The sequence below is a fragment of the Pseudorhodoferax sp. LjRoot39 genome (genome assembly GCF_964253035.1).
Classification (GTDB): Bacteria; Pseudomonadota; Gammaproteobacteria; order Burkholderiales; family Burkholderiaceae_C; genus Pseudorhodoferax.
This window is the reverse complement of the sequence record NZ_CAXUQL020000001.1, coordinates 4,954,508-4,976,230: the sequence shown is the minus strand read 5'-3', so window position 1 is coordinate 4,976,230 and position 21,723 is coordinate 4,954,508. Positions and strand designations below refer to the sequence as shown.

General features: G+C 68.6%; 18 protein-coding genes. 8 read left to right on the top strand and 10 right to left on the bottom strand.

Annotation, left to right across the window (positions count from 1 at the left end):
- Position 1: 1 nt before the first annotated feature.
- Positions 2 to 622 (bottom strand): TRAP transporter small permease, encoded by a 621-nt coding sequence (locus ACSQ4M_RS23215; RefSeq protein WP_436191768.1) that lies wholly within the window; start codon positions 620 to 622, stop codon positions 2 to 4.
- A gap of 108 nt (positions 623 to 730) precedes the next feature.
- Here ACSQ4M_RS23215 and ACSQ4M_RS23210 point away from each other — a divergent pair, with 108 nt between their 5' ends.
- Positions 731 to 1,387, top strand: coding sequence for a GntR family transcriptional regulator (locus ACSQ4M_RS23210; RefSeq protein WP_436191767.1), 657 nt, complete (start codon positions 731 to 733; stop codon positions 1,385 to 1,387).
- Here ACSQ4M_RS23210 and ACSQ4M_RS23205 read toward each other — a convergent pair whose 3' ends face one another.
- Genes ACSQ4M_RS23205 through map form a run of 3 tightly spaced genes read right to left on the bottom strand, consistent with a single transcriptional unit; the run spans position 1,388 to position 5,877 of the window.
- A complete protein-coding gene (locus tag ACSQ4M_RS23205; protein WP_436191766.1) occupies positions 1,388 to 2,395 on the bottom strand; it encodes a formylglycine-generating enzyme family protein in 1,008 nt (335 codons plus the stop codon).
- A gap of 15 nt (positions 2,396 to 2,410) precedes the next feature.
- Complete coding sequence (locus ACSQ4M_RS23200; protein ID WP_436191765.1) at positions 2,411 to 5,047, bottom strand: [protein-PII] uridylyltransferase; 2,637 nt, start codon at positions 5,045 to 5,047, stop codon at positions 2,411 to 2,413.
- Positions 5,044 to 5,877: a type I methionyl aminopeptidase gene (gene map / locus ACSQ4M_RS23195; RefSeq protein WP_436191764.1), complete on the bottom strand. Its 834-nt coding sequence runs from the start codon at positions 5,875 to 5,877 to the stop codon at positions 5,044 to 5,046. The genes ACSQ4M_RS23200 and map overlap by 4 nt, the downstream gene beginning before the upstream one ends.
- Here map and purL point away from each other — a divergent pair.
- Positions 5,876 to 9,991, top strand: a complete 4,116-nt coding sequence (gene purL, locus ACSQ4M_RS23190) for a phosphoribosylformylglycinamidine synthase (protein ID WP_436191763.1) — start codon at positions 5,876 to 5,878, stop codon at positions 9,989 to 9,991. The genes map and purL overlap by 2 nt on opposite strands.
- Before the next feature lie 16 nt (positions 9,992 to 10,007).
- Here the strand turns inward: purL and moaA are convergent, their stop codons facing one another.
- Positions 10,008 to 11,111 carry a GTP 3',8-cyclase MoaA gene (gene moaA, locus ACSQ4M_RS23185; protein WP_436191762.1) on the bottom strand — a complete coding sequence of 368 codons (1,104 nt, stop codon included), beginning with the start codon at positions 11,109 to 11,111 and terminating at the stop codon, positions 10,008 to 10,010.
- A 135-nt stretch (positions 11,112 to 11,246) separates the two neighbouring features.
- Here moaA and ACSQ4M_RS23180 point away from each other — a divergent pair, with 135 nt between their 5' ends.
- Genes ACSQ4M_RS23180 through ACSQ4M_RS23170 form a run of 3 tightly spaced genes read left to right on the top strand, consistent with a single transcriptional unit; the run spans position 11,247 to position 13,305 of the window.
- Positions 11,247 to 11,717 carry a DUF2753 family protein gene (locus ACSQ4M_RS23180; protein WP_436191761.1) on the top strand — a complete coding sequence of 157 codons (471 nt, stop codon included), beginning with the start codon at positions 11,247 to 11,249 and terminating at the stop codon, positions 11,715 to 11,717.
- 36 nt (positions 11,718 to 11,753) lie between these two features.
- Positions 11,754 to 12,383, top strand: a complete 630-nt coding sequence (locus ACSQ4M_RS23175) for a superoxide dismutase (protein WP_436191760.1) — start codon at positions 11,754 to 11,756, stop codon at positions 12,381 to 12,383.
- 19 nt (positions 12,384 to 12,402) lie between these two features.
- The gene (locus tag ACSQ4M_RS23170; protein WP_436191759.1) at positions 12,403 to 13,305 is read left to right on the top strand and encodes a ZIP family metal transporter; all 903 of its coding nucleotides are present in this window, start codon (positions 12,403 to 12,405) and stop codon (positions 13,303 to 13,305) included.
- Positions 13,306 to 13,311: 6 nt separating this feature from the next.
- Here the strand turns inward: ACSQ4M_RS23170 and ACSQ4M_RS23165 are convergent, their stop codons facing one another.
- The 4 genes from ACSQ4M_RS23165 to ACSQ4M_RS23150 form a co-directional block, all read right to left on the bottom strand.
- Positions 13,312 to 14,745 (bottom strand): aldehyde dehydrogenase family protein, encoded by a 1,434-nt coding sequence (locus ACSQ4M_RS23165; RefSeq protein ID WP_436191758.1) that lies wholly within the window; start codon positions 14,743 to 14,745, stop codon positions 13,312 to 13,314.
- A 22-nt stretch (positions 14,746 to 14,767) separates the two neighbouring features.
- Entirely contained in the window at positions 14,768 to 15,235 is a 468-nt protein-coding gene (locus ACSQ4M_RS23160) for a type II toxin-antitoxin system VapC family toxin (protein WP_436191757.1), read from the bottom strand.
- Entirely contained in the window at positions 15,228 to 15,467 is a 240-nt protein-coding gene (locus ACSQ4M_RS23155) for an AbrB/MazE/SpoVT family DNA-binding domain-containing protein (RefSeq protein ID WP_436191756.1), read from the bottom strand. Before ACSQ4M_RS23155 ends, ACSQ4M_RS23160 begins: the two co-directional genes overlap by 8 nt.
- 117 nt (positions 15,468 to 15,584) lie before the next feature.
- Positions 15,585 to 18,014: a sodium-translocating pyrophosphatase gene (locus ACSQ4M_RS23150; RefSeq protein ID WP_436191755.1), complete on the bottom strand. Its 2,430-nt coding sequence runs from the start codon at positions 18,012 to 18,014 to the stop codon at positions 15,585 to 15,587.
- A 248-nt stretch (positions 18,015 to 18,262) separates the two neighbouring features.
- On the opposite strand from ACSQ4M_RS23150, the gene ppa reads away from it, so the two are divergent.
- Positions 18,263 to 18,802 (top strand): inorganic diphosphatase, encoded by a 540-nt coding sequence (gene ppa, locus ACSQ4M_RS23145; RefSeq protein ID WP_056660193.1) that lies wholly within the window; start codon positions 18,263 to 18,265, stop codon positions 18,800 to 18,802.
- A gap of 7 nt (positions 18,803 to 18,809) precedes the next feature.
- On the top strand, positions 18,810 to 20,042 hold the full coding sequence (locus ACSQ4M_RS23140; protein ID WP_436191754.1) for a cystathionine gamma-synthase family protein: 1,233 nt from the start codon (positions 18,810 to 18,812) through the stop codon (positions 20,040 to 20,042).
- On the opposite strand, the gene ACSQ4M_RS23135 is transcribed toward ACSQ4M_RS23140, so the two are convergent.
- On the bottom strand, positions 20,039 to 21,214 hold the full coding sequence (locus ACSQ4M_RS23135; RefSeq protein WP_436191753.1) for a GNAT family N-acetyltransferase: 1,176 nt from the start codon (positions 21,212 to 21,214) through the stop codon (positions 20,039 to 20,041). The two genes, ACSQ4M_RS23140 and ACSQ4M_RS23135, sit on opposite strands and share 4 nt — an antisense overlap.
- A gap of 160 nt (positions 21,215 to 21,374) precedes the next feature.
- On the opposite strand from ACSQ4M_RS23135, the gene glnB reads away from it, so the two are divergent.
- Positions 21,375 to 21,713, top strand: a complete 339-nt coding sequence (gene glnB, locus ACSQ4M_RS23130; protein ID WP_056660201.1) for a nitrogen regulatory protein P-II — start codon at positions 21,375 to 21,377, stop codon at positions 21,711 to 21,713.
- Positions 21,714 to 21,723 lie beyond the last annotated feature (10 nt).

Here is a 21,723-nt window from a genome sequence, read left to right as displayed (position 1 = left end):
TTCAGTTCACCACGGCTTCGGCGTCGGAGGCGGGGAAGCCGGCATGGCGGCGCTTGGGCTGCCAGCCCAGGTCTTCGACCAGGTTGGCCGCGGCGTGCAGGCTCAGCGTGAACGCGAACAGCGGCAGGATGGTCTGCAGCAGCCAGGTGGGCCAGTTCAGGGTCTGCGTGCGCTCGGTGTAGAGGAAGTTGAAGGATGTGGCGGCGAACTCCTTGGCGTCGAAGCCGGCGCGCGCGATGCCCACCGGGTCCATCCAGACCCAGCACATCCACAGCATGGCGATGCCGAACACCAGCACGCCGGCGCCGGCCGTGAGCTTGAAGATGCGGGCGGCCCCGGCACCGAGCTTGTCGATCAGCAGCGTGACGGCGAAGTCCATACGCAGCCGTGTCATGGCCGAGCCGCCCACGAAGGTCAGCCAGACCACCGAGTAGACCGCCGCCTCGTCGATCCAGTAGATCGGCATGCCGGTGTAGCGCGTGGCCACGTTCACGAGGATCAACACCATGAGCAATGCCATCAGGGCCAGGATCAGCCAGCGCTCCAGGCGCAGCACCGCACCGGAGGCATCGAGCACCAGACTGGACCATGTGTTGCGCCGGGGTGGGGCGGGCTGCTGCATCTTGGGTATTCCTTTGGAATATTTCAAATATATTAGCCGTATGCTAGAGTGCAAAGCAAGCTTGGTGCCACGGGTTATCGTCCGTGCTTACCCTGAGGATCTGACGTGATGCTGAAGAAGGGGGCAGCGCCCAGGCGGCGCGATGCCGACATCGCCTACGAGGCCATCGAGGCCATGATCTCCACCATGGGCCTGCCGCCCGGCAGCCCCATCGTGGAGGCCGAGATTTCCGAACGCATCGGCCTGGGCCGCACGCCCGTGCGCGAGGCGCTGATGCGGCTGATGTCGATCGGCCTGATCGTGCAGCAGCCCCGGCGCGGCCTGCTGGTCTCGCCCATCGACCTGGCCAACCACCTGGACGCCATCCTAACGCGGCGTGTGCTGGAGCGTGTGATCGCCTCCTGCTCGGCGCGCCGCGCCAATGCGGCCGAGCGCCAGCAGATCGCCGACTGCGCCCAGCGCATGGTGGCCGCCGCGGCGCGCGACGACCTCAAGGGCTACATGCGCGCCGACCATGATCTGGACGCCGCCAACCACGCGGCCAGCCGCAACGCTTCGGCCGTCACCGCCGTGGTGCCGCTGGTGACGCAGTGCCGGCGCTTCTGGTATGCCTACCAGCATGCCGGGGAGATCACCGAAGGCGCGCGCTGCCATGCGCTGCTGGCCCGCGGCATCGCCAACGGCAGCGAGGCCGAGGCCGTGCAGGGCGCCGATGCGCTGATGGACTACCTGGAAGCCTTCACGCGGCGCGTGATCGACAACTGATCACGGCGCCTGGAGCACCAGCCGGATGCCGACCAGCGTGTAGCGCGTCTCGAGTGTGTTCCAGTTGCGAAAGCCGCAGCGCGCATAGAGCGGCCAGGTGTGCCAGGAGCCGCCACGGCGCACCTTGACCTCGCCCTCGGCGGGGCCCTGCGGGTCCTCGGCAGGGGAGTGGGCGTAGTAGTCGTCGGCATGCCAGTCGGCGGTCCATTCCCAGACGTTGCCCAGCATGTCGTGCAGGCCGAAGGCATTGGGTGTGTGGCTGCCCACGGGCGCCGTGAACGCGTGGCCGTCGCGGAACGGGAAGGCCTGGCTCGCCCACTTCGGCCAGTGCACGGCCGTGTCGCGGTCGAACACGTTGGCCTGGCCCTGCAGCGCGGCGGGCGGCGGCTCCGCTCCTTGCTGGCCGGCACGGCAGGCATATTCCCACTCGGCTTCGGTCGGCAGCCGGTAACGGCGTCCTTCGGTGCGTGACAGCCATCGCGCGAGCGCCTGGGCATCGTTCCAGGTCACATTGACGACGGGATGGTCCTCACCCTGCGCGAAGCCCGGGTTGCGCCAGGAGTAGCGTGGATCGCGGCCCTCGAAGGCGTCGCCGCGGGCCGTGGTGGCGGGGTCGTAGGCCGGGTTCCAGCCATAGCCTCCGGTGCCGTCGGCGATCGATTCCGGCACATGGCCCGAGCGCTGCAGGAAGGCCCGGAACTGGCCCACGGTGACCTCGTGCTGCCCCAGGTAGAACGGCCGCGTGATGCGCACGGCATGGGCCGGCCGCTCGTCTTCCAGCTCCCGCAGGCGGCGCGGCTCGGCGCGCGGGTAGAGGGCCTGCAGTTCCTCGGTGGACGCGGCGGTGCCCATGCGGAAGGTGCCCGCCGGGATGCGCACGAAGACCATGCCCAGCGTGTTGGTCCAGCGGGTGCCGGCCGTGTCAGGCGGGGCGTTGCGGACGGCGCAGCCCGGCGCGAGCAGGGCCAGTGCAGCGGTGCAGATGGCCCAGGTGGCGGCGCGCTGCATCGCGGACCGGGCGCGTCAGGCGAGGGCCTCGAGCAGTTCTGTCTCCACTGCGATCTGCAGCCGGTTCTGCTGCAGCGCCGGGCCCTGGATCAGGAAGGTGTCTTCCACCCGCTCGCCCAGGGTCGTGACCTTGGCCAGCTGCACGCTGATGTCGTTGGCCGCGAGCACGCGGGCCACCAGGTAGAGCAGGCCGGGCCGGTCGCTGGCCGAGATCGACAGCAGCCAGCGCTGGGCCTTGTCGTCGGGCTGCAGGTCCACGCGTGGCGCGATGGGGAAGCTCTTGACGCGGCGCGACACACGGCCGCGGCCCGGGGCAGGCAGGGGGCCGCCGGTGGTCAGGGCCTGGCCGAGGTCGGCCTCCACCATGTGCATGAGCTCCTGGTAGTGCTCAGGCAGCATGGAGGTGACGACCTGGAAGGTGTCCAGCGCATAGCCATTCTTGGCCGTGTGCACCTTGGCGTCGACGATGGAGAAGCCGGCCTGGTCGAAGTAGCCGCAGATGCGCGCGAACAGATCGGCGCGGTCGGCCGTGTAGACCATCACCTGCAGGCCTTCGCCCACCGGCGAGCGGCGTGCGCGCACCAGGGCGGGCTGGTCCGGAGACAGGCCCTCGGGGCCCAGGTGGCGCGCAATCTGGCGTGCGTGCCAGGCGATGTCGCCGGCCTCGTGGCGCATGAAGTAGCTCACGTCCAGCGTGGCCCAGAGCTGCTTGTGCGATTCGAAGGGCTCGGCATGCAGCGCCAGCTGCGTGAGTGCCTCGCGCTTGCGCGCCTCGATGTCGGCGTCCGGGTCGGGCGCGCGGCCGCCCAGCACACGCAGCGTGTAGCGGTACAGGTCTTCCAGCAGCTTGCCCTTCCAGGCGTTCCAGACCTTGGGCGAGGTGCCGCGGATGTCGGCCACGGTCAGCAGGTACAGGGCCGTGAGGTAGCGCTCGTTGCCCACGCGCTTGGCGAAGCCGGCGATGACATCGGGGTCGGAGAGGTCGGCCTTCTGCGCCACGCGCGACAGCGTGAGGTGCTCTTCCACCAGGAACTCGATCAGCTTGCTGTCCTGCCGGCTGACGCCGTGTTGCAGGCAGAAGCGACGCACGTCGCGCGCGCCGAGCTCGGAGTGATCGCCGCCACGGCCCTTGGCGATGTCGTGGAACAGCGCGGCGATGTACAGGATCCAGGGCTTGTCCCAGCCGGCGGCCAGCTGCGAACAGAACGGGTACTCGTGCGCATGCTCGGCCATGAAGAAGCGGCGCATGTTGCGCAACACCATCAGGATGTGCTGGTCCACCGTGTAGACGTGGAACAGGTCGTGCTGCATCTGCCCGACGATCTTGCGGAACACCCACAGGTAGCGGCCCAGCACCGAGGTCTGGTTCATGAGCCGGATGGCATGCGTGATGCCGGCCGGCTGCATCAGGATGCGGCGGAAGGTCTCGCGGTTGACCGGGTCGTTGCGAAAGCGCGCCGTCATCAGTGAACGCGCGTTGTACAGCGCGCGCAGCGTGCGTGCCGACAGGCCGCGGATGCCGACCGTGCTCTCGTAGAGCAGGAAGGTCTCCAGGATGGCGTGCGGGTGGCGGTGGTAGAGATCGTCGCTGGCCACCTCGATCATCCCGGCCTTCTCGAAGAAACGCTCGTTGATCGGCCGCAGCGCGTGCGTGGTCGGGTTCAGCCGCTCCTCGATGTTGAGCAACAGGATCTGGTTGAGCTGCGTGACCGCCTTGGCTGCCCAGTAGTAGTGGCGCATCAACTGCTCGCTGGCGCGCACCGGCGCCTCCTGCGAGAGATCGTTGCGGTAGCCGAAGGATTCGGCCACGGCCGTCTGCAGGTCGAACACCAGGCGGTCTTCGCGCCGGCCGGCGACCAGATGCAGCCTGGCGCGGATCAGGCTCAGCAAGGCTTCGTTGCGCTTGATCTGCCGCGCCTCGTGTGGCGTGGCCAGGCCGGTGCGGGCCAGCTCGTCCCAACTGCTGCCCAGGCCGGCGGCCTTGGTGATCCACAGGATCAGCTGCAGGTCGCGCAGGCCGCCCGGCGATTCCTTGCAGTTGGGCTCCAGCGCGTAGGGCGTGTTGTCGAACTTGTTGTGGCGCTGGCGCATCTCCAGCGTCTTGGCCACCAGGAAGGCCTGCGGGTCGACGGCCTTGCGGAACTGGTTGCTGAACAGCGTGAACAGGCCGCTGTGGCCGGCGATGAGCCGCGCCTCCAGCAGCGAGGTCTGCACCGTGACGTCCTTCTCGGCCTCGGCCAGGCATTCGCGGATGTTGCGCACCGAGGAGCCGATCTCCAGGCCTGCGTCCCAGCAGCTGCCGATGAAGCCTTCGATGCAGGCCTTCAGGCCCGCATCGTGCTCGGGCGAGAGGTCTTCGGGCAGCATCAGCAGTACGTCGACATCGGAATGAGGGAACAGCTCGCCCCGGCCGAAGCCGCCCACGGCCAGCAGGGCGCAGGATGCCGGCATGCTGGCGCGCTGCCAGAGCTGGCACAGCGTCTCGTCGGCCAGCCGCCCCAACTGCTGCAACACGCCGTGCAGGTTGCGCGTGCTGGCGCCGCAGTCGCGCAGCGTCTGCAGCAGAACGCTCTTGCGCTGCTGGTAGTGGGCGCGCAGGGCCGGCAGGTCGGCCGCCGGCGCGGCGCTGCAGGGGGCGGGCAGGCTGCTCAAGCGGCGGCGGCGCTGGGTTGGGGTTGCACGAAGGCCGGCGGCGCCAGGCTGCCGGCCGACAGGGTCAGCACCTCGTAGCCGGTCTCGGTGACCAGCACGGTGTGCTCCCACTGGGCCGACAGCGAATGGTCCTTGGTGACGATGGTCCAGCCGTCCTTCTCGGGGCCATCCTTGATCTCGCGCCGGCCGGCGTTGATCATGGGCTCGATCGTGAAGGTCATGCCAGGCTCCAGCACCTCCATGGTGCCGGGGCGGCCGTAGTGCAGCACCTGCGGCTCCTCGTGGAAGCGCTGGCCGATGCCGTGGCCGCAGAACTCGCGCACCACCGAGTAGCCCTGGCCTTCGGCGAACTTCTGGATCGCGTGGCCGATGTCGCCCAGGCGCGCGCCGGGCTTGACCTTGACGATGCCGTGCCACATGGCCTCGTAGGTCACCTGCACCAGGCGGCGCGCGGCGATGGAACCTTCGCCGATGACGTACATGCGGCTGTTGTCGCCGAACCAGCCGTCCTTGGTGATCACGGTGACATCGATGTTCATGATGTCGCCCTTCTTGAGCGGCTTCTCGTTCGGAATGCCGTGGCAGACCACGTGGTTCAGCGAGGTGCACAGCGCGGCCGGGTAGGGCGGGTAGCCGGGCGGCTGGTAGCCCACCGTGGCCGAGCGCGTGCCCTGCACGTTGACCATGTACTCGTGGGCGAGTCGGTCGATTTCCTTGGTCGTGACGCCGGCTGCGACATGCGGCGTCAGGTAATCGAGGACTTCGGACGCCAACCGGCAGGCTTCGCGCATGCCTGCGATGCCGGCGGCGTCTTTGATGGTGATGCTCATGGGGCCGAATTATCCCACTCGGGTTTTCCATTGTCCGGCGCCGCTAAAATTGCCGGCTTTCCGCCCCGCGGCGCTCCACAAGCCCAGTCAGCGCTTGTCCTGCCGCTGCCAACCCACAGGCCGCCACAACGTGACCTCGCACCCGATCCAGCTCGAAGGCGGCAACGCCCTGAGCGACTTCCGCGTCCAGCAACTGCTTCCCCGCCTGCAGGCGATCCACGACAAGATCACCGGCCTGGCAGCGCGCCATGTGCACCTGGTGCTGGCCGACGCGCCACTGGAGCCGGCCGCCGCCGAGCGCCTGGCCGCGCTGCTGGACTATGGCGATCCGTACATGGGCCCCGCCGACGGGCCGGTGCTGGTGGTCACGCCGCGCCTGGGCACGGTCTCGCCCTGGGCCTCCAAGGCCACCGACATCGCCCACAACTGCGGCCTGACCGTGCGCCGCGTGGAGCGCATCACCGAGTACCGGCTGGTGCTCAAGAGCGGCTTGCTGGGTGGCAAACCCGCCCTGAGCGCCGAGCAGCTGCTGGCCATCGGCGACCTGCTGCACGACCGCATGACCGAGAGCCTGCTGGCCGACCGGCAGCAGGCCCAGGGCCTGTTCGCCACGCTGCAGGCCGCGCCCATGGCCCGTGTCGACGTGCTGGGCGGCGGCCGCGGGGCGCTGGAAGAGGCCAACCGCGAATTCGGCCTGGCGCTGGCCGTGGACGAGATCGACTACCTGCTGGACGCCTTCACCAAGCTCGGCCGCAACCCGACCGATGTCGAGCTGATGATGTTCGCCCAGGCCAACAGCGAACACTGCCGCCACAAGATCTTCAACGCCAAGTTCACGGTGGATGGCCAGGACCAGGCGCTGAGCCTGTTCGGCATGATCCGCAACACGCACCAGTTGGCGCCGCAGCACACCGTGGTCGCGTATTCCGACAACGCCTCGGTCATGGAAGGCGGCACCGTGCAGCGCTTCGTGGCGGGCGAGGGCGGGGCCTACGCAGGCCAGAGCGCGCTGCACCACGTGCTCATGAAGGTGGAGACGCACAACCACCCGACCGCCATTTCGCCGTTCCCGGGCGCCTCGACCGGCGCGGGCGGCGAGATTCGCGACGAGGGCGCCACCGGCCGCGGCTCCAAGCCCAAGGCCGGCCTGACCGGCTTCACGGTCTCCAAGCTCTGGCCCGATGCTGCCGACGTGGCCTATGGCAAGCCGGCCCACATCGCGAGTGCCCTGCAGATCATGACCGAGGGCCCGCTGGGCGGCGCGGCCTTCAACAACGAGTTCGGCCGGCCCAACCTGCTGGGCTACTTCCGCGAGTACGAGCAGACCGCGGCCAGCGACGTGGACAGCCAGCGCCGCGGCTACCACAAGCCCATCATGATCGCGGGCGGCCTGGGCACCATCGCTGCCGAGCAGACAAAGAAGATCCCGTTCCCGGCCGACGCGCTGCTGATCCAGCTGGGCGGCCCGGGCATGCGCATCGGCATGGGCGGCAGCGCGGCCAGTTCCATGGCCACGGGCGCCAACGCGGCAGAGCTCGATTTCGACTCGGTGCAGCGCGGCAATCCCGAGATCGAGCGCCGTGCGCAGGAAGTCATCAACCGCTGCTGGCAGCAGGGTGCGGACAACCCCATCCTGGCCATCCACGACGTGGGCGCGGGCGGTCTGTCCAACGCGTTCCCCGAGCTGACCAACGACGCGGGCCGCGGCGCGCGTTTCGAGCTGGCGTCCGTGCCGCTCGAGGAGTCCGGCATGGCACCCAAGGAGATCTGGTGCAACGAGAGCCAGGAGCGCTACGTGCTGGCCATCGCGCCGGAGTCGCTGGACCGCTTCGCGGCCTTCTGCGCGCGCGAACGCTGCCCGTTTTCGGTGGTCGGCCGCGCCACGGAGGAACGCCAGCTGGTGCTGGCGGCCGACGACAACCCCGTCGACATGCCGATGGAAGTGCTGCTCGGCAAGCCGCCCAAGATGCACCGCGAGGTGCAGAGCGTGGCCCGCAAGTTCGCACCGCTGGACCTCAATGGTGTGGACCTGCAGAAGGCCGTCATCGACGTGCTGGCGCACCCGACCGTGGCGTCCAAGCGCTTCCTGATCACGATTGGCGACCGCACCGTGGGCGGCCTGTCGCACCGCGACCAGATGGTCGGCCCCTGGCAGGTGCCGGTGGCCGACTGTGCCGTGACGCTGGCCGACTACGCCGGTTTCGCGGGCGAGGCCATGTCCATGGGCGAGCGCACGCCGCTGGCGGTGATCGACGCACCGGCGTCTGGCCGCATGGCGGTGGCAGAAGCCATCACCAACCTGCTGGCCGCCCCCATCGAATTGCCGCGCGTGAAGCTGTCGGCCAATTGGATGGCCGCCTGCGGCCAGCCTGGCGAAGACGCCGCGCTGTACGCCACCGTCAAGGCCGTGGGCATGGAGCTGTGCCCGGCGCTGGGCATCTCGATCCCGGTCGGCAAGGATTCGCTGTCCATGCGCACGCAGTGGCAGGACGGCGCCGAGAAGAAGCAGGTCAGCGCGCCCGTGAGCCTGATCGTCTCGGCCTTCGCGACGCTGGCCGACGTGCGCGGCACGCTGACGCCGCAACTCGACGCGACCGAGGCCGACAGCACGCTGGTGCTGGTGGACCTCGGCCGTGGCCAGCACCGCATGGGCGGCAGCATCCTGGCGCAGACGCTGGGGCAGGTGGGCGACGCCGCACCCGACCTGGATGTGCCGCAGGACCTCGTGAACCTGGTCAACGCCGTCAACGAACTCCGCGGCCAGGGCCGCATCCTGGCCTACCACGACCGCAGCGACGGCGGCCTGCTGGCGTCCGTCTGCGAAATGGCCTTCGCCGGCCATGTGGGCGTGGCGCTCAACGTGGACCTCTTGGTCACCGAAGGCGACGGCATCAGCGACAGCCGGGCCGAGTACGGCGACGCCAAGAACTGGGCCAGCCAGGTCTCGGCGCGGCGCGAGGAGCTCACGCTCAAGGCCTTGTTCAGCGAGGAGCTGGGCGTGGTGCTGCAGGTGCGCACGGCCGAGCGCAACGAGGTCATGCAGGTGCTGCGCGCGCATGGCCTGTCCAAGTGGAGCCACTTCATCGGCAAGACGCGGCCCGCAGGCGGCGCCATGGAGGTCGGCGTGGGCGAGGTCCAGGTCTGGCGCGACACCAAAGCCGTGTTCTCGGCCAAGCTGGCCGACCTGCATCAGGTCTGGGACAGCGTGAGCTGGAAGATCTGCCAGCAGCGCGACAACCCGGCCGGCGCCGATGCCGAGCATGCGGCCGCCGGTGCGGCCGACGATCCGGGCCTGCAGGTGGCCTTGAACTTCACCCCGACCACGGCGGTGGCCCCGGCGCTGCTGCAGCGCCGGCCCAAGGTGGCCGTGCTGCGCGAGCAGGGCGTCAACTCGCATGTGGAAATGGCCTGGGCCTTCACCCAGGCCGGCTTCGAAGCCTTCGACGTGCACATGACCGACCTGCAGGCCGGCCGTTTCGACCTGGCCGACTTCCAGGGCGTGGTGGCCTGCGGTGGCTTCAGCTACGGCGACACGCTGGGCGCGGGCATCGGCTGGGCGCGCTCCATCACCTTCCACGAGCGCCTGTCGGCGCAGTTCCAGGCCTTCTTCGGCCGTGGCGACACCTTCGGCCTGGGCGTGTGCAACGGCTGCCAGATGTTCGCCGAGCTGGCCGACATCATCCCGGGCGCGCAGGACTGGCCGCGCTTCACGACCAACCGCAGCGAGCGCTTCGAGGCGCGGCTGTCGCAGGTGGAGGTGCTGGAGTCGCCCAGCCTGTTCTTCAAGGGCATGGCCGGCAGCCGGCTGCCGATCGCGGTGGCGCACGGCGAGGGCCTTGCCAACTTCGCGCGGCGCGGCAACGCGGCCAAGGCCATCGCGGCGATGCGCTTCACCGACCACCACGGTCAGCCGACCGAGGCCTACCCGTTCAACCCGAACGGCAGCCCGCAGGGCCTGACCGCCGTGACCACGGCCGACGGCCGCTTCACGGCCATGATGCCGCACCCCGAGCGCGTGTTCCGCAACATTCAGATGAGCTGGACCTCGGGCGACCAGAGCGCCACCAGCCCCTGGATGGAGCTGTGGCACAACGCGCGGCGCTGGGTGGGTTGAGCGCGGCGGCGGCGGTTCAGCCGCCGATGTAGCTCATCTCGATGCGCTTCTCGGTCGGCGCCAGCATGCCGGCGCCGCGCAGCTGCGAGTAGCGGTCGCTGCGGTTGTGCCAGATGCCGGCGATGGCCTGCGTGATCTGCCCGTCGGATGCGCCACCGCGCAGCAGGCTGCGCAGGTCGTGGCCGCGGCTGGCGAACAGGCACAGGTAGACCTGGCCTTCGGTCGACAGCCGGGCCCGGTTGCAGTCGTGGCAGAAGGCCTGGGTCACGCTGCTGATCACGCCGACCTCGCCCGAGCCGTCGGCATAGCCCCAGCGCTCGGCCGTCTCGCCGGGCGCCGTTGGCTCGAGCGCCGCCAGCGGCAGTTCGGCCGACAGGCGTTGCACCACCTCGGCCGAAGGCATGACCTCGTGCATGCGCCAGCCGTTGGTGGCGCCCACGTCCATGTACTCGATGAAGCGCAGCACCACGCCCGTGCCGCGGAAATGCCGGGCCATGGGCACGATCTCCTGCTCGTTCGTGCCGCGCTTGACGACCATGTTGACCTTGATCGGCCCGAGCCCTGCCTGCTGGGCGGCCTCGATGCCGCGCAGCACGTCGGCGACCGGGAAGTCGACATCGTTCATGCGCCGGAACACCGTGTCGTCCAGCCCGTCCAGGCTCACGGTCACGCGGTTCAGGCCGGCCGCCTTGAGGCTGGCGGCCTTGCGCGCCAGCAATGAGCCATTGGTCGTGAGCGTGAGGTCCAGCGGCTCGCCGTCCGGCGTGCGCAGCGCGGCCAGCTGCTCGACCAGCACCTCGATGTTCTTGCGCAGCAGCGGCTCGCCACCGGTCAGCCGGATCTTGCGCACGCCCTGGGCGACGAACAGCCGCGCCAGCCGAGCGATCTCCTCGAAGCTCAGCAGCGCGCTGTGCGGCAGGTAGGGGTAGTCCTTGCCGAAGACTTCCTTGGGCATGCAGTAGCTGCAGCGGAAGTTGCAGCGGTCGGTCACGCTGATGCGCAGGTCGCGCAGCGGGCGCTGCAGCTGGTCGTACAGCGTGCCGCCATCCTCGCCCACGGCGTACAGCGGCACCGGCAGGGGTGCAGCCTGGGCAACGAGGGGAATGACGCGGTGGACCATCGCGGGATTGTGCCGCAGGGCCTGGGGGAATCCGCTGGTGTGTGGACAATGGTATTGAGAGTTATTATCATCTGACCGCCCGAATACGCACACGCAAGTCCACGCAAAGGGCGCACCCCAGATGGAGGCATGCGCGTGGATCTCGAACCCCTCACTTCCCGAACGACCGGCGGCGATCTGCTGTCGCCCTGGCAGTCCGTCATGTCGCGCGGCACCGCTGCGGCCCGGCAGGGCCATGTGCTGCTGGCACTGGCCAACTTCCAGGAGGCTCTGGGCATCGCGCGGGCGTTGCTGGCCATGCCGGGCGAGCGCAGCGACGACTGCGTGGCCGCGCTGGTCGTCTCGCACCACAACCTGGCCGAAGTGCAGGCCGATGCGGGCGGAAACGACCTGGCCGCCGCCCACCTGGCGCTGGCACACGAAACCCTGATGCACCTGCTGTGCGACCCGGCCACCGAGGGGGCGCTGCGGCAGGCGGCACTGCGCCACAGCCGCGAGACCCATGCAGCCCTGCTGCTGTACCTCCAGGCCCATGGCGCCCATCCCGTGATCGCACGTGCACTGCGTGCCGGCTGCCTGGGCATGGCGGTCGGGTCCTTGCACTGAATGACTTCGTTTTCACCAACCCACAGGACAACACCGATGCCCTACACCTTGCCGGCCCTGCCGTACGCCTACACCGCGCTCGAACCCCACATCGATGCGCAGACCATGGAAATCCACCACAGCAAGCACCACCAGACCTACATCACGAACCTGAACAACGCGGTGCAGGGCACGGAATGGGCGGAAGTGCCGATCGACGAACTCGTCGCCAAGGCGGCCAAGCTGCCCGAGAACCTGCAGACCGTGGTGCGCAACAACGGCGGCGGCCATGCCAACCACAGCCTGTTCTGGACCGTGATGTCGCCCCAGGGCGGCGGCGAGCCCACGGGCGAACTGGCGCAGGCGATCCAGGCCGATCTGGGCGGCTTCGCGAATTTCAAGGACGCCTTCACGCGCGCTGCGCTGACACGCTTTGGCAGCGGTTGGGCCTGGCTCAGCGTGGCGCCGGACGGCAAGCTGGTCGTCGAAAGCAGTGCCAACCAGGACAGCCCGCTGATGGCCGGCTGGCTGTCGGGCAACACGCCGATCCTGGGGCTGGACGTCTGGGAGCACGCCTATTACCTGAAGTACCAGAACCGCCGCCCGGAGTACATCCAGGCCTTCTTCAACGTGGTGGACTGGACCGAGGTGTCCGGCCGCTTCGCCGCCGCCCGCCGGCCGCGCTGATCCCTTGAAAAGGAAGCCGATGCACGACACGCAGTCTTCCGGCCTGACCGCCTTCGGCACGCTGCGTCCGCGCAAGCTGCTGGGCTGGGCCATTCTTCTCGCAGGGCTGGCCTTGCCCTTCGTGCATCTGCTGCAGCGCATCCTGGCCGACCCGGTGCTGACCGCGGCGCTGCAGGCGGGCTCGGTGGCCGCGCTGGCCACGGCCCTGGGCACGGTGCCGGTGCTGCTGTCGCAGCGCCTGTCGGACCGCGCGCAGGACAGCTTGTTCGGCTTCGGCGCGGGCGTCATGCTGGCCGCTTGCGCGTTCTCTCTGATCATTCCGGGCCTGGCCGCTGCGAACGCGGGCGGTGCCGGGCCCTGGCGCTCTGGCATGACCGTGGGCGCGGCCATCCTGCTCGGCGGCATCGTGCTGCTGGCGCTGGAGCGCTGGCTGCCGCACGAACACTTCATCAAGGGCAAGGAAGGGCCGGAGGCGCGCACGCTCAAGCGCACCTGGCTGTTCGTCTTCGCGATCGCCTTGCACAACCTGCCCGAGGGGCTGGCGATCGGCGTGGGCTTCGCCGGCACCGACCCGATGCGGGCCGGCGCGCTGGCCACCGGCATCGCGATCCAGGACGTGCCCGAGGGCCTGGTGGTCGCCGTGGCGCTGCTGGCGGCGGGCTACCGGCGCAGTCTCGCCGTGGGCCTGGGGATGGCGTCCGGCCTGATCGAGCCGGTGGGTGCCGTCATCGGCGCGGCCGTCATCAGCTACTCGGCGGCGCTGCTGCCCTGGGGCTTGGGTTTCGCGGCCGGCGCGATGCTGTTCGTGATCAGCCACGAGATCATTCCCGAGTCGCACCGCAAGGGCCATGAAGCCTGGGCCACCGGCGGGCTCATGCTGGGCTTCGTGCTCATGATGCTGCTCGACACCGCGCTGGGCTGAGCCGCCTCAACCGTGGCGCACGGCCACGGTCTTGAGGACCGTGAAGCCGTACAGCGCCTCGAAGCCCTTTTCGCGGCCGTGGCCTGAGCTCTTGACGCCGCCGAAGGGCAGTTCCACGCCGCCGCCGGCACCGTAGTTGTTGATGAACACCTGGCCGCTGCGCACGCCGCGCGCCATGCGGAACTGGCGTGCGCCGTCGCGCGTCCAGACGCCGGCCACGAGGCCGAACTGGGTGGCGTTGGCCAGCTCCAGCGCATGCTCCTCGTCGCGGAAGGCCATGGCGGCCAGCACCGGGCCGAACACCTCTTCCTGCGCCAGCCGGTGCTGCACCGGCACGTCGCGCAGCAGCGTGGGGGCCTGGTAGTAGCCGGTCTCGGGCGCTTCCTCCACCACGCGGCCCTGGGCCACCACCGGGATGTCGGCCGCATGGGCATCGGACAGGAAGTCCCAGACACGTTGCTGCTGCGTGGCGCGGATCAGCGGGCCCACGTCCAGGTCAATCGCGGCGGGCCCGACGCGCAGGGCTTCGAATGCCGTGGCGAGGCGTTCGAGCAAGGGTTCGTAGATGGACTGCTCGACCAGCAGGCGCGAACCGGCGGAGCAGGTCTGGCCCGCGTTCTGCACGATGGCGTTGACGATGGCCGGGATGGCCTGGTCCAGGTCGGCATCGGCGAACACGATCTGCGGGCTCTTGCCGCCCAGTTCCAGCGTGACCGGGCAATGCCGCTCGGCGGCGGCCTGCTGGATCAGCGTGCCGACCTTGGGGCTGCCCGTGAAGCTGATGTGGTCGATGCCGGGATGGCGCGCCAGTGCGTCGCCGACCTCGTGGCCGTAGCCCGTCACGATGTTGATGGCACCGGCCGGAAAGCCGGCCTCGGCCGCCAGTTCGGCAACCCGCAGCAGCGACAGGCAGGCATCCTCGGAGGGCTTGACCACGCAGACGTTGCCGGCGGCGAGCGCACCGCCCACGCAGCGGCCGAAGATCTGCATGGGGTAGTTCCAGGGCACGACATGGCCGGTCACGCCGTGCGGCTCGCGCCAGGTGAAGACGCTGTAGCCGTTCTGGTAGGGAATGGTCTCGCCGTGCAGCTTGTCGCAGGCACCGGCGTAGAACTCGAAGTAGCGCACCAGCGCGATGGCGTCGGCGCGGGCCTGCTTGGTCGGCTTGCCGCAGTCGCGCTGCTCCAGCGCGGCGAGTTCCTCGCCATGCTCGGCGATCTTTTCGGCCAGGCGCATGAGCAGCCGGCTGCGCTCGGCCGCCGACAGCTTGGACCAGACGCCGTCGTAGCACTGGCGCGCAGCGCGCACGGCGGCGTCGATGTCCTGCGCGTTGCTGCGCTGGATCTCCTCGAAGGGCTGGCCGTCCGACGGGTCGATGACCGGGATGGTGCGGCCGGACGAGGAGGGGACGAAGGCGTTGGCGATGTAGTTCAGGGGCATGGCGTCAGATGTGTGGGGCGGATCAAGGACAGATGATGTCCAGCCTTGGAAAGTAGTGGCGGTAACGCCTGGCATCACGTGTGAGCAGGCGCAAGCCGGCGACCATGGCATGGGCACCGATGTAGAAGTCGGGCAGGGGAGAGCGGGACCGGCCGTCTGCAGCGCCCGGCATCGCACGGTAGGCGCGAAATGCCTGCCCAGCGAGGAAGGCCGCATCCCAGGGCAGGGCATCGCGGCGCAGCGGCAGCGCTGCGAGCGCGGCCTCCAGGTCGGTGGCGCGCTCGAAGCGCGGGCTCAGCTCGGCCAGCACCAGCGGGTTGATGACGAGCGCTGCCTCGTCGCCCAGCCGCGCAAGTTGATCGAGGGACCAGTCGGCCCACTGCGGATCGTCCGCCAGCACGTCGATCAGCACATTGCTGTCGACCAGCGTGGCGGACGGGTGCAGGTAGCGCGCGTCCGGCTCGGCCACGCGCAAGGCGGGTCTAGCCACGCAGCCAGCGCATGAACTCGTCCGTGCCCATGCCCTTGAACTGGGCCGCTGTGGCGCTCCCACGCGCCGCCTGGAACGCCGCCCGCACGGGCGACACGCGCGGCGCCACGCGGCGCAGCACCACATCGCCATTGGGCCGCACTTCGAACTCGACTTCGCTTTCAGGATGCAGCCCAGCCTGCTCGCGCACGGCCTGCGGGATCGTGACCTGCCCTTTGCTGGTGATTTTCATGACCGCCTCGATTCCTACCGGAGAAAGTAAGAATCTTACTGCCCCCCCTCTGGTTCTAGCCGTCCATGGATGAAAAAGCCCGCGTCGCCTGCGGGCTCGGGCGCGGTGCCAGCTGCGCTACTGCACGCTGACCTCCACCCGGCGCGCCTCGGCGGGCGGGCCGCCCGCCGTCGTCTGCTCGGGTTTTCTGAGTTCAACCTTGTCTTCAGGCACACCGGCGGACTTCAGCGCCTCACGTACCGCAACCGCGCGTTGGCGCGCCAGTTCGGCGTTCTTGGCGGGATCCCCCGATGCATCGTGGTAACCGCTGACCACGGCGCGCTTGCCGGAGGCGACGGCCTTGGCCACCTCGGCCAGCGCGGCGTCGCTGCCGGTGGCCAGATCGGCCTTCGCAGTGGCGAAGTAGAACTTGACGACGCCGTTGTCGACGCGGAACGAGGCGGCGTCGCCGATGGCTGCGGCAGCAGGTGTTGCCGCGGGTGCCATGCCGCCGTGGAACTGCATCACCAGCGGCACGATCAGCAGCGCCACGATGTTGATGATCTTGATCAGCGGGTTGACCGCCGGACCGGCTGTGTCCTTGTACGGGTCGCCCACGGTGTCGCCGGTGACGGCCGCCTTGTGCGTCTCCGAGCCCTTGCCGCCATGGTGGCCGTCCTCGATGTACTTCTTGGCGTTGTCCCAGGCGCCACCGCCGGTGCACATGGAAATCGCCACGAACAGGCCGGTGACGATGGTGCCCATCAGCAGCCCGCCGAGCGCCGCCGGCCCCAGCAGCAGGCCGACCAGGATCGGCACGACCACCGGCAGCAGCGAGGGGATCATCATTTCCTTGATGGCCGCAGAGGTCAGCATGTCCACCGCGCGGCCGTACTCGGGCTTCGCCGTGCCTTCCATGATCCCGGTGATCTCGCGAAACTGGCGCCGCACCTCGACCACCACCGAGCCGGCCGCACGGCCCACGGCCTCCATCGCCATGGCGCCGAACAGGTAGGGGATCAGCCCGCCGATGAACAGGCCGATGATCACCATCGGGTTGGACAGGTCGAAGGTGATGACGCGGCCGTATGCCTCCAGCTTGTGCGTGTAGTCGGCGAACAGCACCAGCGCCGCCAGCCCGGCCGAGCCGATGGCGTAGCCCTTGGTCACCGCCTTGGTGGTGTTGCCCACGGCGTCCAGCGGATCGGTCACATCGCGCACGCTGCTGGGCAGCTCGGCCATCTCGGCAATGCCGCCGGCGTTGTCGGTGATGGGGCCGTAGGCGTCCAGCGCGACCACGATGCCGGCCATGCTGAGCATGGAAGTGGCGGCGATGGCGATGCCGTACAGGCCACCCAGCGCGTACGACACCCAGATCGCGATGCAGACGAAGATCACCGGCCAGGCGGTGGAGCGCATGGACACGCCCAGGCCCGCGATGATGTTGGTGCCGTGGCCGGTGGTCGATGCCTGGGCGATGTGCTTGACCGGTGCGTACTGCGTGCCGGTGTAGTACTCGGTGACCCAGACCAGCGCGGCCGTCAGCACCAGGCCCACGGTGCAGGCACCGAACAGCTTCATCTGGCTGCCGGAGGCGGCGATCGCGTTGTCGGGGATCAGCCAGGCCGTGACGAACCAGAACGCCACCAGCGACAGCACGCCGGCCACCGCCAGGCCTTTGTACAGCGCCGGCATCACGTTCTTCATGCCCGGCGATGCCTTGACGAAGAAGCAGCCGATGATGGACGCGACGATGGACACTGCGCCCAGCGCGAGCGGATAGACCACGGTGCTGACGCCGCCGCCGGTCACGACCAGCGCGCCCAGCACCATGGTGGCGATCAGCGTGACGGCGTAGGTCTCGAACAGGTCGGCCGCCATGCCGGCGCAGTCGCCCACGTTGTCGCCCACGTTGTCGGCGATCACGGCGGGGTTGCGCGGGTCGTCCTCGGGGATGCCGGCCTCGACCTTGCCGACCAGGTCGGCGCCCACGTCGGCGCCCTTGGTGAAGATGCCGCCGCCCAGCCGCGCGAAGATGGAGATCAGCGAGGAACCGAAGGCGAAGCCGATCAGCGGGTTCAGCAGTTCGCTGGGCTTGGTGCCCGGCGCGCCGTTGGCAGCCAGGTACCAGTAGAAGCCGGTGACGCCCAACAGGCCCAGGCCCACGACCAGCATGCCCGTGATGGCGCCGCCGCGGAAGGCCACGTCCAGCGCCGGCCCGATGCCTTGGGTGGCCGCCTGCGCGGTGCGTACGTTGGCCCGCACCGAGACGTTCATGCCGATGAAGCCGCAGGCACCGGAAAGCACCGCGCCGACCACGAAGCCCACGGCGGTCTTGGCATCCAGGAACAGTGCAATCAGCACCGCCAGCACCACGCCCACGATGGCAATGGTCTTGTATTGCCGTGCGAGGTAGGCCGCGGCCCCGGTCTGGATCGCCGCGGCGATCTCCTGCATGCGGGCATTGCCCGCGTCCTTGGCCAGGATCCAGCTGCGGGCCCAGAAGCCGTAGGCCACGGCGATGAAGCCGCAGACAAGCGCCAATATCAGCGCCGAGTTGCCAGTCATAGAACGTCTCTCCTCACGCTTGTTCTCGTTGCTCGATAGGGCACAACGCATGCGGTGCCCCCGCTGCGTTGCTTCCTCGTCGTGCTCAGATCTCGTGCGAATGACGATTGGCCAACTGGGCCAATATATAAGCAAATCTCGCAAACACTGTTGCATCGCGGCCTCGACCGCAAGCGTGGCCCCTAAAATCCGGGTTTGTCCCAGGCGTTCCCTGTTCCAACCGATCCGTCAACTGCTCCTAAAGCACCATGTCCCTCGACAAAGTCTCCCCCGGCAAGAACATCCCCGATGCGTTCAACGTGGTCATCGAGATTCCGATGAACGCCGATCCGATCAAGTACGAGGTGGACAAGGAGTCGGGCGCGATCTTCGTGGACCGCTTCATGACGACGGCCATGCACTACCCCAGCAACTACGGCTACGTGCCGCAGACGCTCTCCGGCGACGGCGACCCGGTCGACGTGCTGGTCATCACGCCGTACCCGCTGTTCCCCGGCGTGGTCGTGCCCTGCCGCCCGCTGGGCATCCTGATGATGGAAGACGAAGCCGGCGTGGACGGCAAGGTGCTGGCCGTGCCGACCGACAAGGTGCTGCCGATCTACACCCATTGGAAGACGGTCCAGGATGTGAACCAGATGCGCCTGAAGGCCATCACGCACTTCTTCGAGCACTACAAGGACCTGGAAGCCGGCAAGTGGGTCAAGGTGCTGGGCTGGGAAGGCATCGACGCGGCCAAGAAGGAAGTGCTGGACGGCGTCGCCAACTACAAGACCAAGACCGGAGCCTGATCCGTCCATGGCCTCCGAAGGCATCAGCACCGGCATCGTGCATTCCGACCGCCGCTTTGGCGTCGAACACGGTGGCGTACGCAAGCCGATCCACACCTCGACGCAGTACGGCTTCGACCGTGTGGAAGACCTGATCGGCGTATTCCAGGGGACGCTCAAGGGCGCCTACAACTACGCGCGCCAGGGCACCCCGACCACGGCCGCGCTGGAATCGCAGATCACGCGGCTGGAGCAGGGTGTGGGCACCGTGTGTTTCGGCACCGGCATGGCGGCCATCAGCGCGGTGTTCCTGACATTGCTGCGCGCGGGCGACCACCTGGTAGCGAGCCGCTATGTGTTCGGCAACACCAACAGCATCTTCGGGACGCTGCGCGATCTCGGGATCGAAATCAGCACCGTGGACGCGACCGATGCGGCGGCGGTGGCTGCGGCGGTACAGCCCAACACGCGCATGGTGTTTGTGGAGACCATCGCGAATCCCGGAACGCAGATCGCGGACATGCCCGCCATCGGCAAGTTCTGCGCCCAGCACGGTCTGCTGTTCGTCGTCGACAACACCGTCACCTCTCCGGCGCTGTTCCGGCCGAGAGACGTGGGCGCCGGTCTCGTCGTGCAGTCGTTGACCAAGACCATTGCCGGCCACGGACAGGCGCTGGGCGGCGCGGTCACCGACACGGGGCTGTACGACTGGCATGGCTATCCGAACATCTTTGCGGCCTACCGCAAGGGCGACGCGAAGCAGTGGGGCCTTGCGCAGGTGCGCAAGAAGGGCCTGCGGGACATGGGTGGAAACCTGTCGTCGGAGCACGCGCACCAGATCAGCCTGGGCGCCGAGACGCTGGCGTTGCGTGTGGCACACACCAGCGCCACGGCGCTGGCGTTGGCGCGCTACCTGCAGGCGCACTCGGCAGTGGTTGCGGTGCACTACCCGATGCTGGAGACCCATCCGCAGCACGCGCTGGCCAAGCAGTTGTTCAGTGCGGGCTCGTGGCTGCTGTCGTTCGAGTTGCGCGACACGGCGGCGTGCCTGCAGTTCATCGACCGGCTGCAACTGCCCATCAAGGCCACAGGCCTGGGCGACACCCGCACCCTGATCATCCCGGTGGCGCCCACCATCTTCTGGGAAGCAGGGGCGCAGGTGCGCGCCGCCATGGGCATTGCCGACGGCCTGGTCCGACTGTCGATCGGCCTGGAAGACCCGGCCGATCTGCTGGCCGACTTCGCGCAGGCGCTGGCTTAGCCGTCGGCCTGGCGAAATGGCGTGCGTTGCGCCAGATCGCTCAGGTACGCGTCCATGCCCTGGCCTTCGCGTTCCAGGAAACGTTCCACTGCTTCCGCGAAGGCCGGGTGCGCCAGCCAGTGCGCGCTGCTGGTGCGCACCGGCATCAGCGCACGGGCCATCTTGTGCTCACCTTGGGCGCCGCCTTCGAAGCGCTGGTAGCCCTGGGCGATGCACCACTGCAAGGGCTGGTAGTAGCAGGCCTCGAAATGCAGGCAATCCACGCGTTCCAATGCGCCCCAGTAACGGCCGTAAGCCACACCCAGACCGGGTTCCAGCGCCACCAGGCTGCAGGCGATCGGCGCGCCGTCCCGCTCTGCGGTGAACAGCAGCCAATGCTCGGACATGTCGCGCGCCACGGACGTGAAGAAGCTGCGCGCCAGGTAGGGCGCATTGCCATGTTCCAGGTAGGTGCGTTCGTAGCAGCGGTAGAAGAAGTCCCAGTCCACCGCGGTGATGGCCTGGCCCTGCGCCCAGCGAAACCGCACGCCGGCCTCGGCCACCTTGCGTCGCTCCTGGCGGATCTTTTTGCGCTTGTCCTGCGCGAGGCTCGCCAGAAAGGCGTCGAAGTCCTCGAACGGCAGCCCGTCGGCCGCGCGCGCGTTCTGCCAGTGGAACTGGACCTGGTGCCGCAGCATGAGCCCTGCGTCGGCGCAGGCGGACATGTCGGACGCGTTGCCGAACAGCAGATGCAATGAAGACAGTTCCTGCTCCTCGCACCACGCCACGGCTGCGCGCAGCAGCGTCGCCCTGCTGGTCGCGTCACGCGCCAGCAGCCGTGCACCTGGCACGGGTGTGAAGGGTGGGGCGATGACGGCCTTGGGGTAGTAGGGCAGGCCATGGCGCTGGTAGGCGTCGGCCCAAGCCCAGTCGAACACATACTCGCCGTACGAGTGGGTCTTGAGGTACAGCGCGCAGGCGGCCTGCAGTTGGCCCCGGCGCCACAGGCTCAGGATGCGGGGCGTCCACCCGGTGTCGGTCACGGCGCTGCCGCTGACCTGCATGGCCTGCAGGTAGGCGTGGCGCATGAACGGGCTGGGGTCCGCCTGCGCCACCAGCAGGCCGTCCCAGGCGGCAGCGTCGATCTCGGAGATGTCCGCCACGATGCGGAGGGTGGTGTCGTCGTCTGCCATGCTGTGGATTCGGATGATGCCGGCAAGCCGCTGCTTGCCGCTGCGCCGGGTGGCTTGGCCCCAATGCGCCAGGCGAATTCGGGCGACAGGCCGCAGGATCGCGGGTGAATGACGCTATCCTATTGCCAGTACGTATTGGCCAGCCTCCAGAAAGACTCAAATGAAGCAGATCACCGCCATCCTCAAACCCTTCAAACTCGAAGAAGTGCGCGAAGCGCTGGCGGAGTGCGGCGTGACCGGGCTGACCGTGACCGAGGTGAAAGGCTTCGGCCGCCAGAAGGGCCACACCGAGCTCTACCGCGGCGCCGAGTACGTGGTCGATTTCCTGCCCAAGGTGAAGGTCGAGATCGTCGTCAAGGACGACGACGTCGACCGCTGCGTGGACGCCATCGTGCGCGCAGCGCGCACCGGCAAGATCGGCGACGGCAAGATCTTCGTGACCGATGTGGAGCGCGTGGTGCGCATCCGCACCGGCGAAGAGGACGAATCGGCCGTCTGAGACCGGTTTC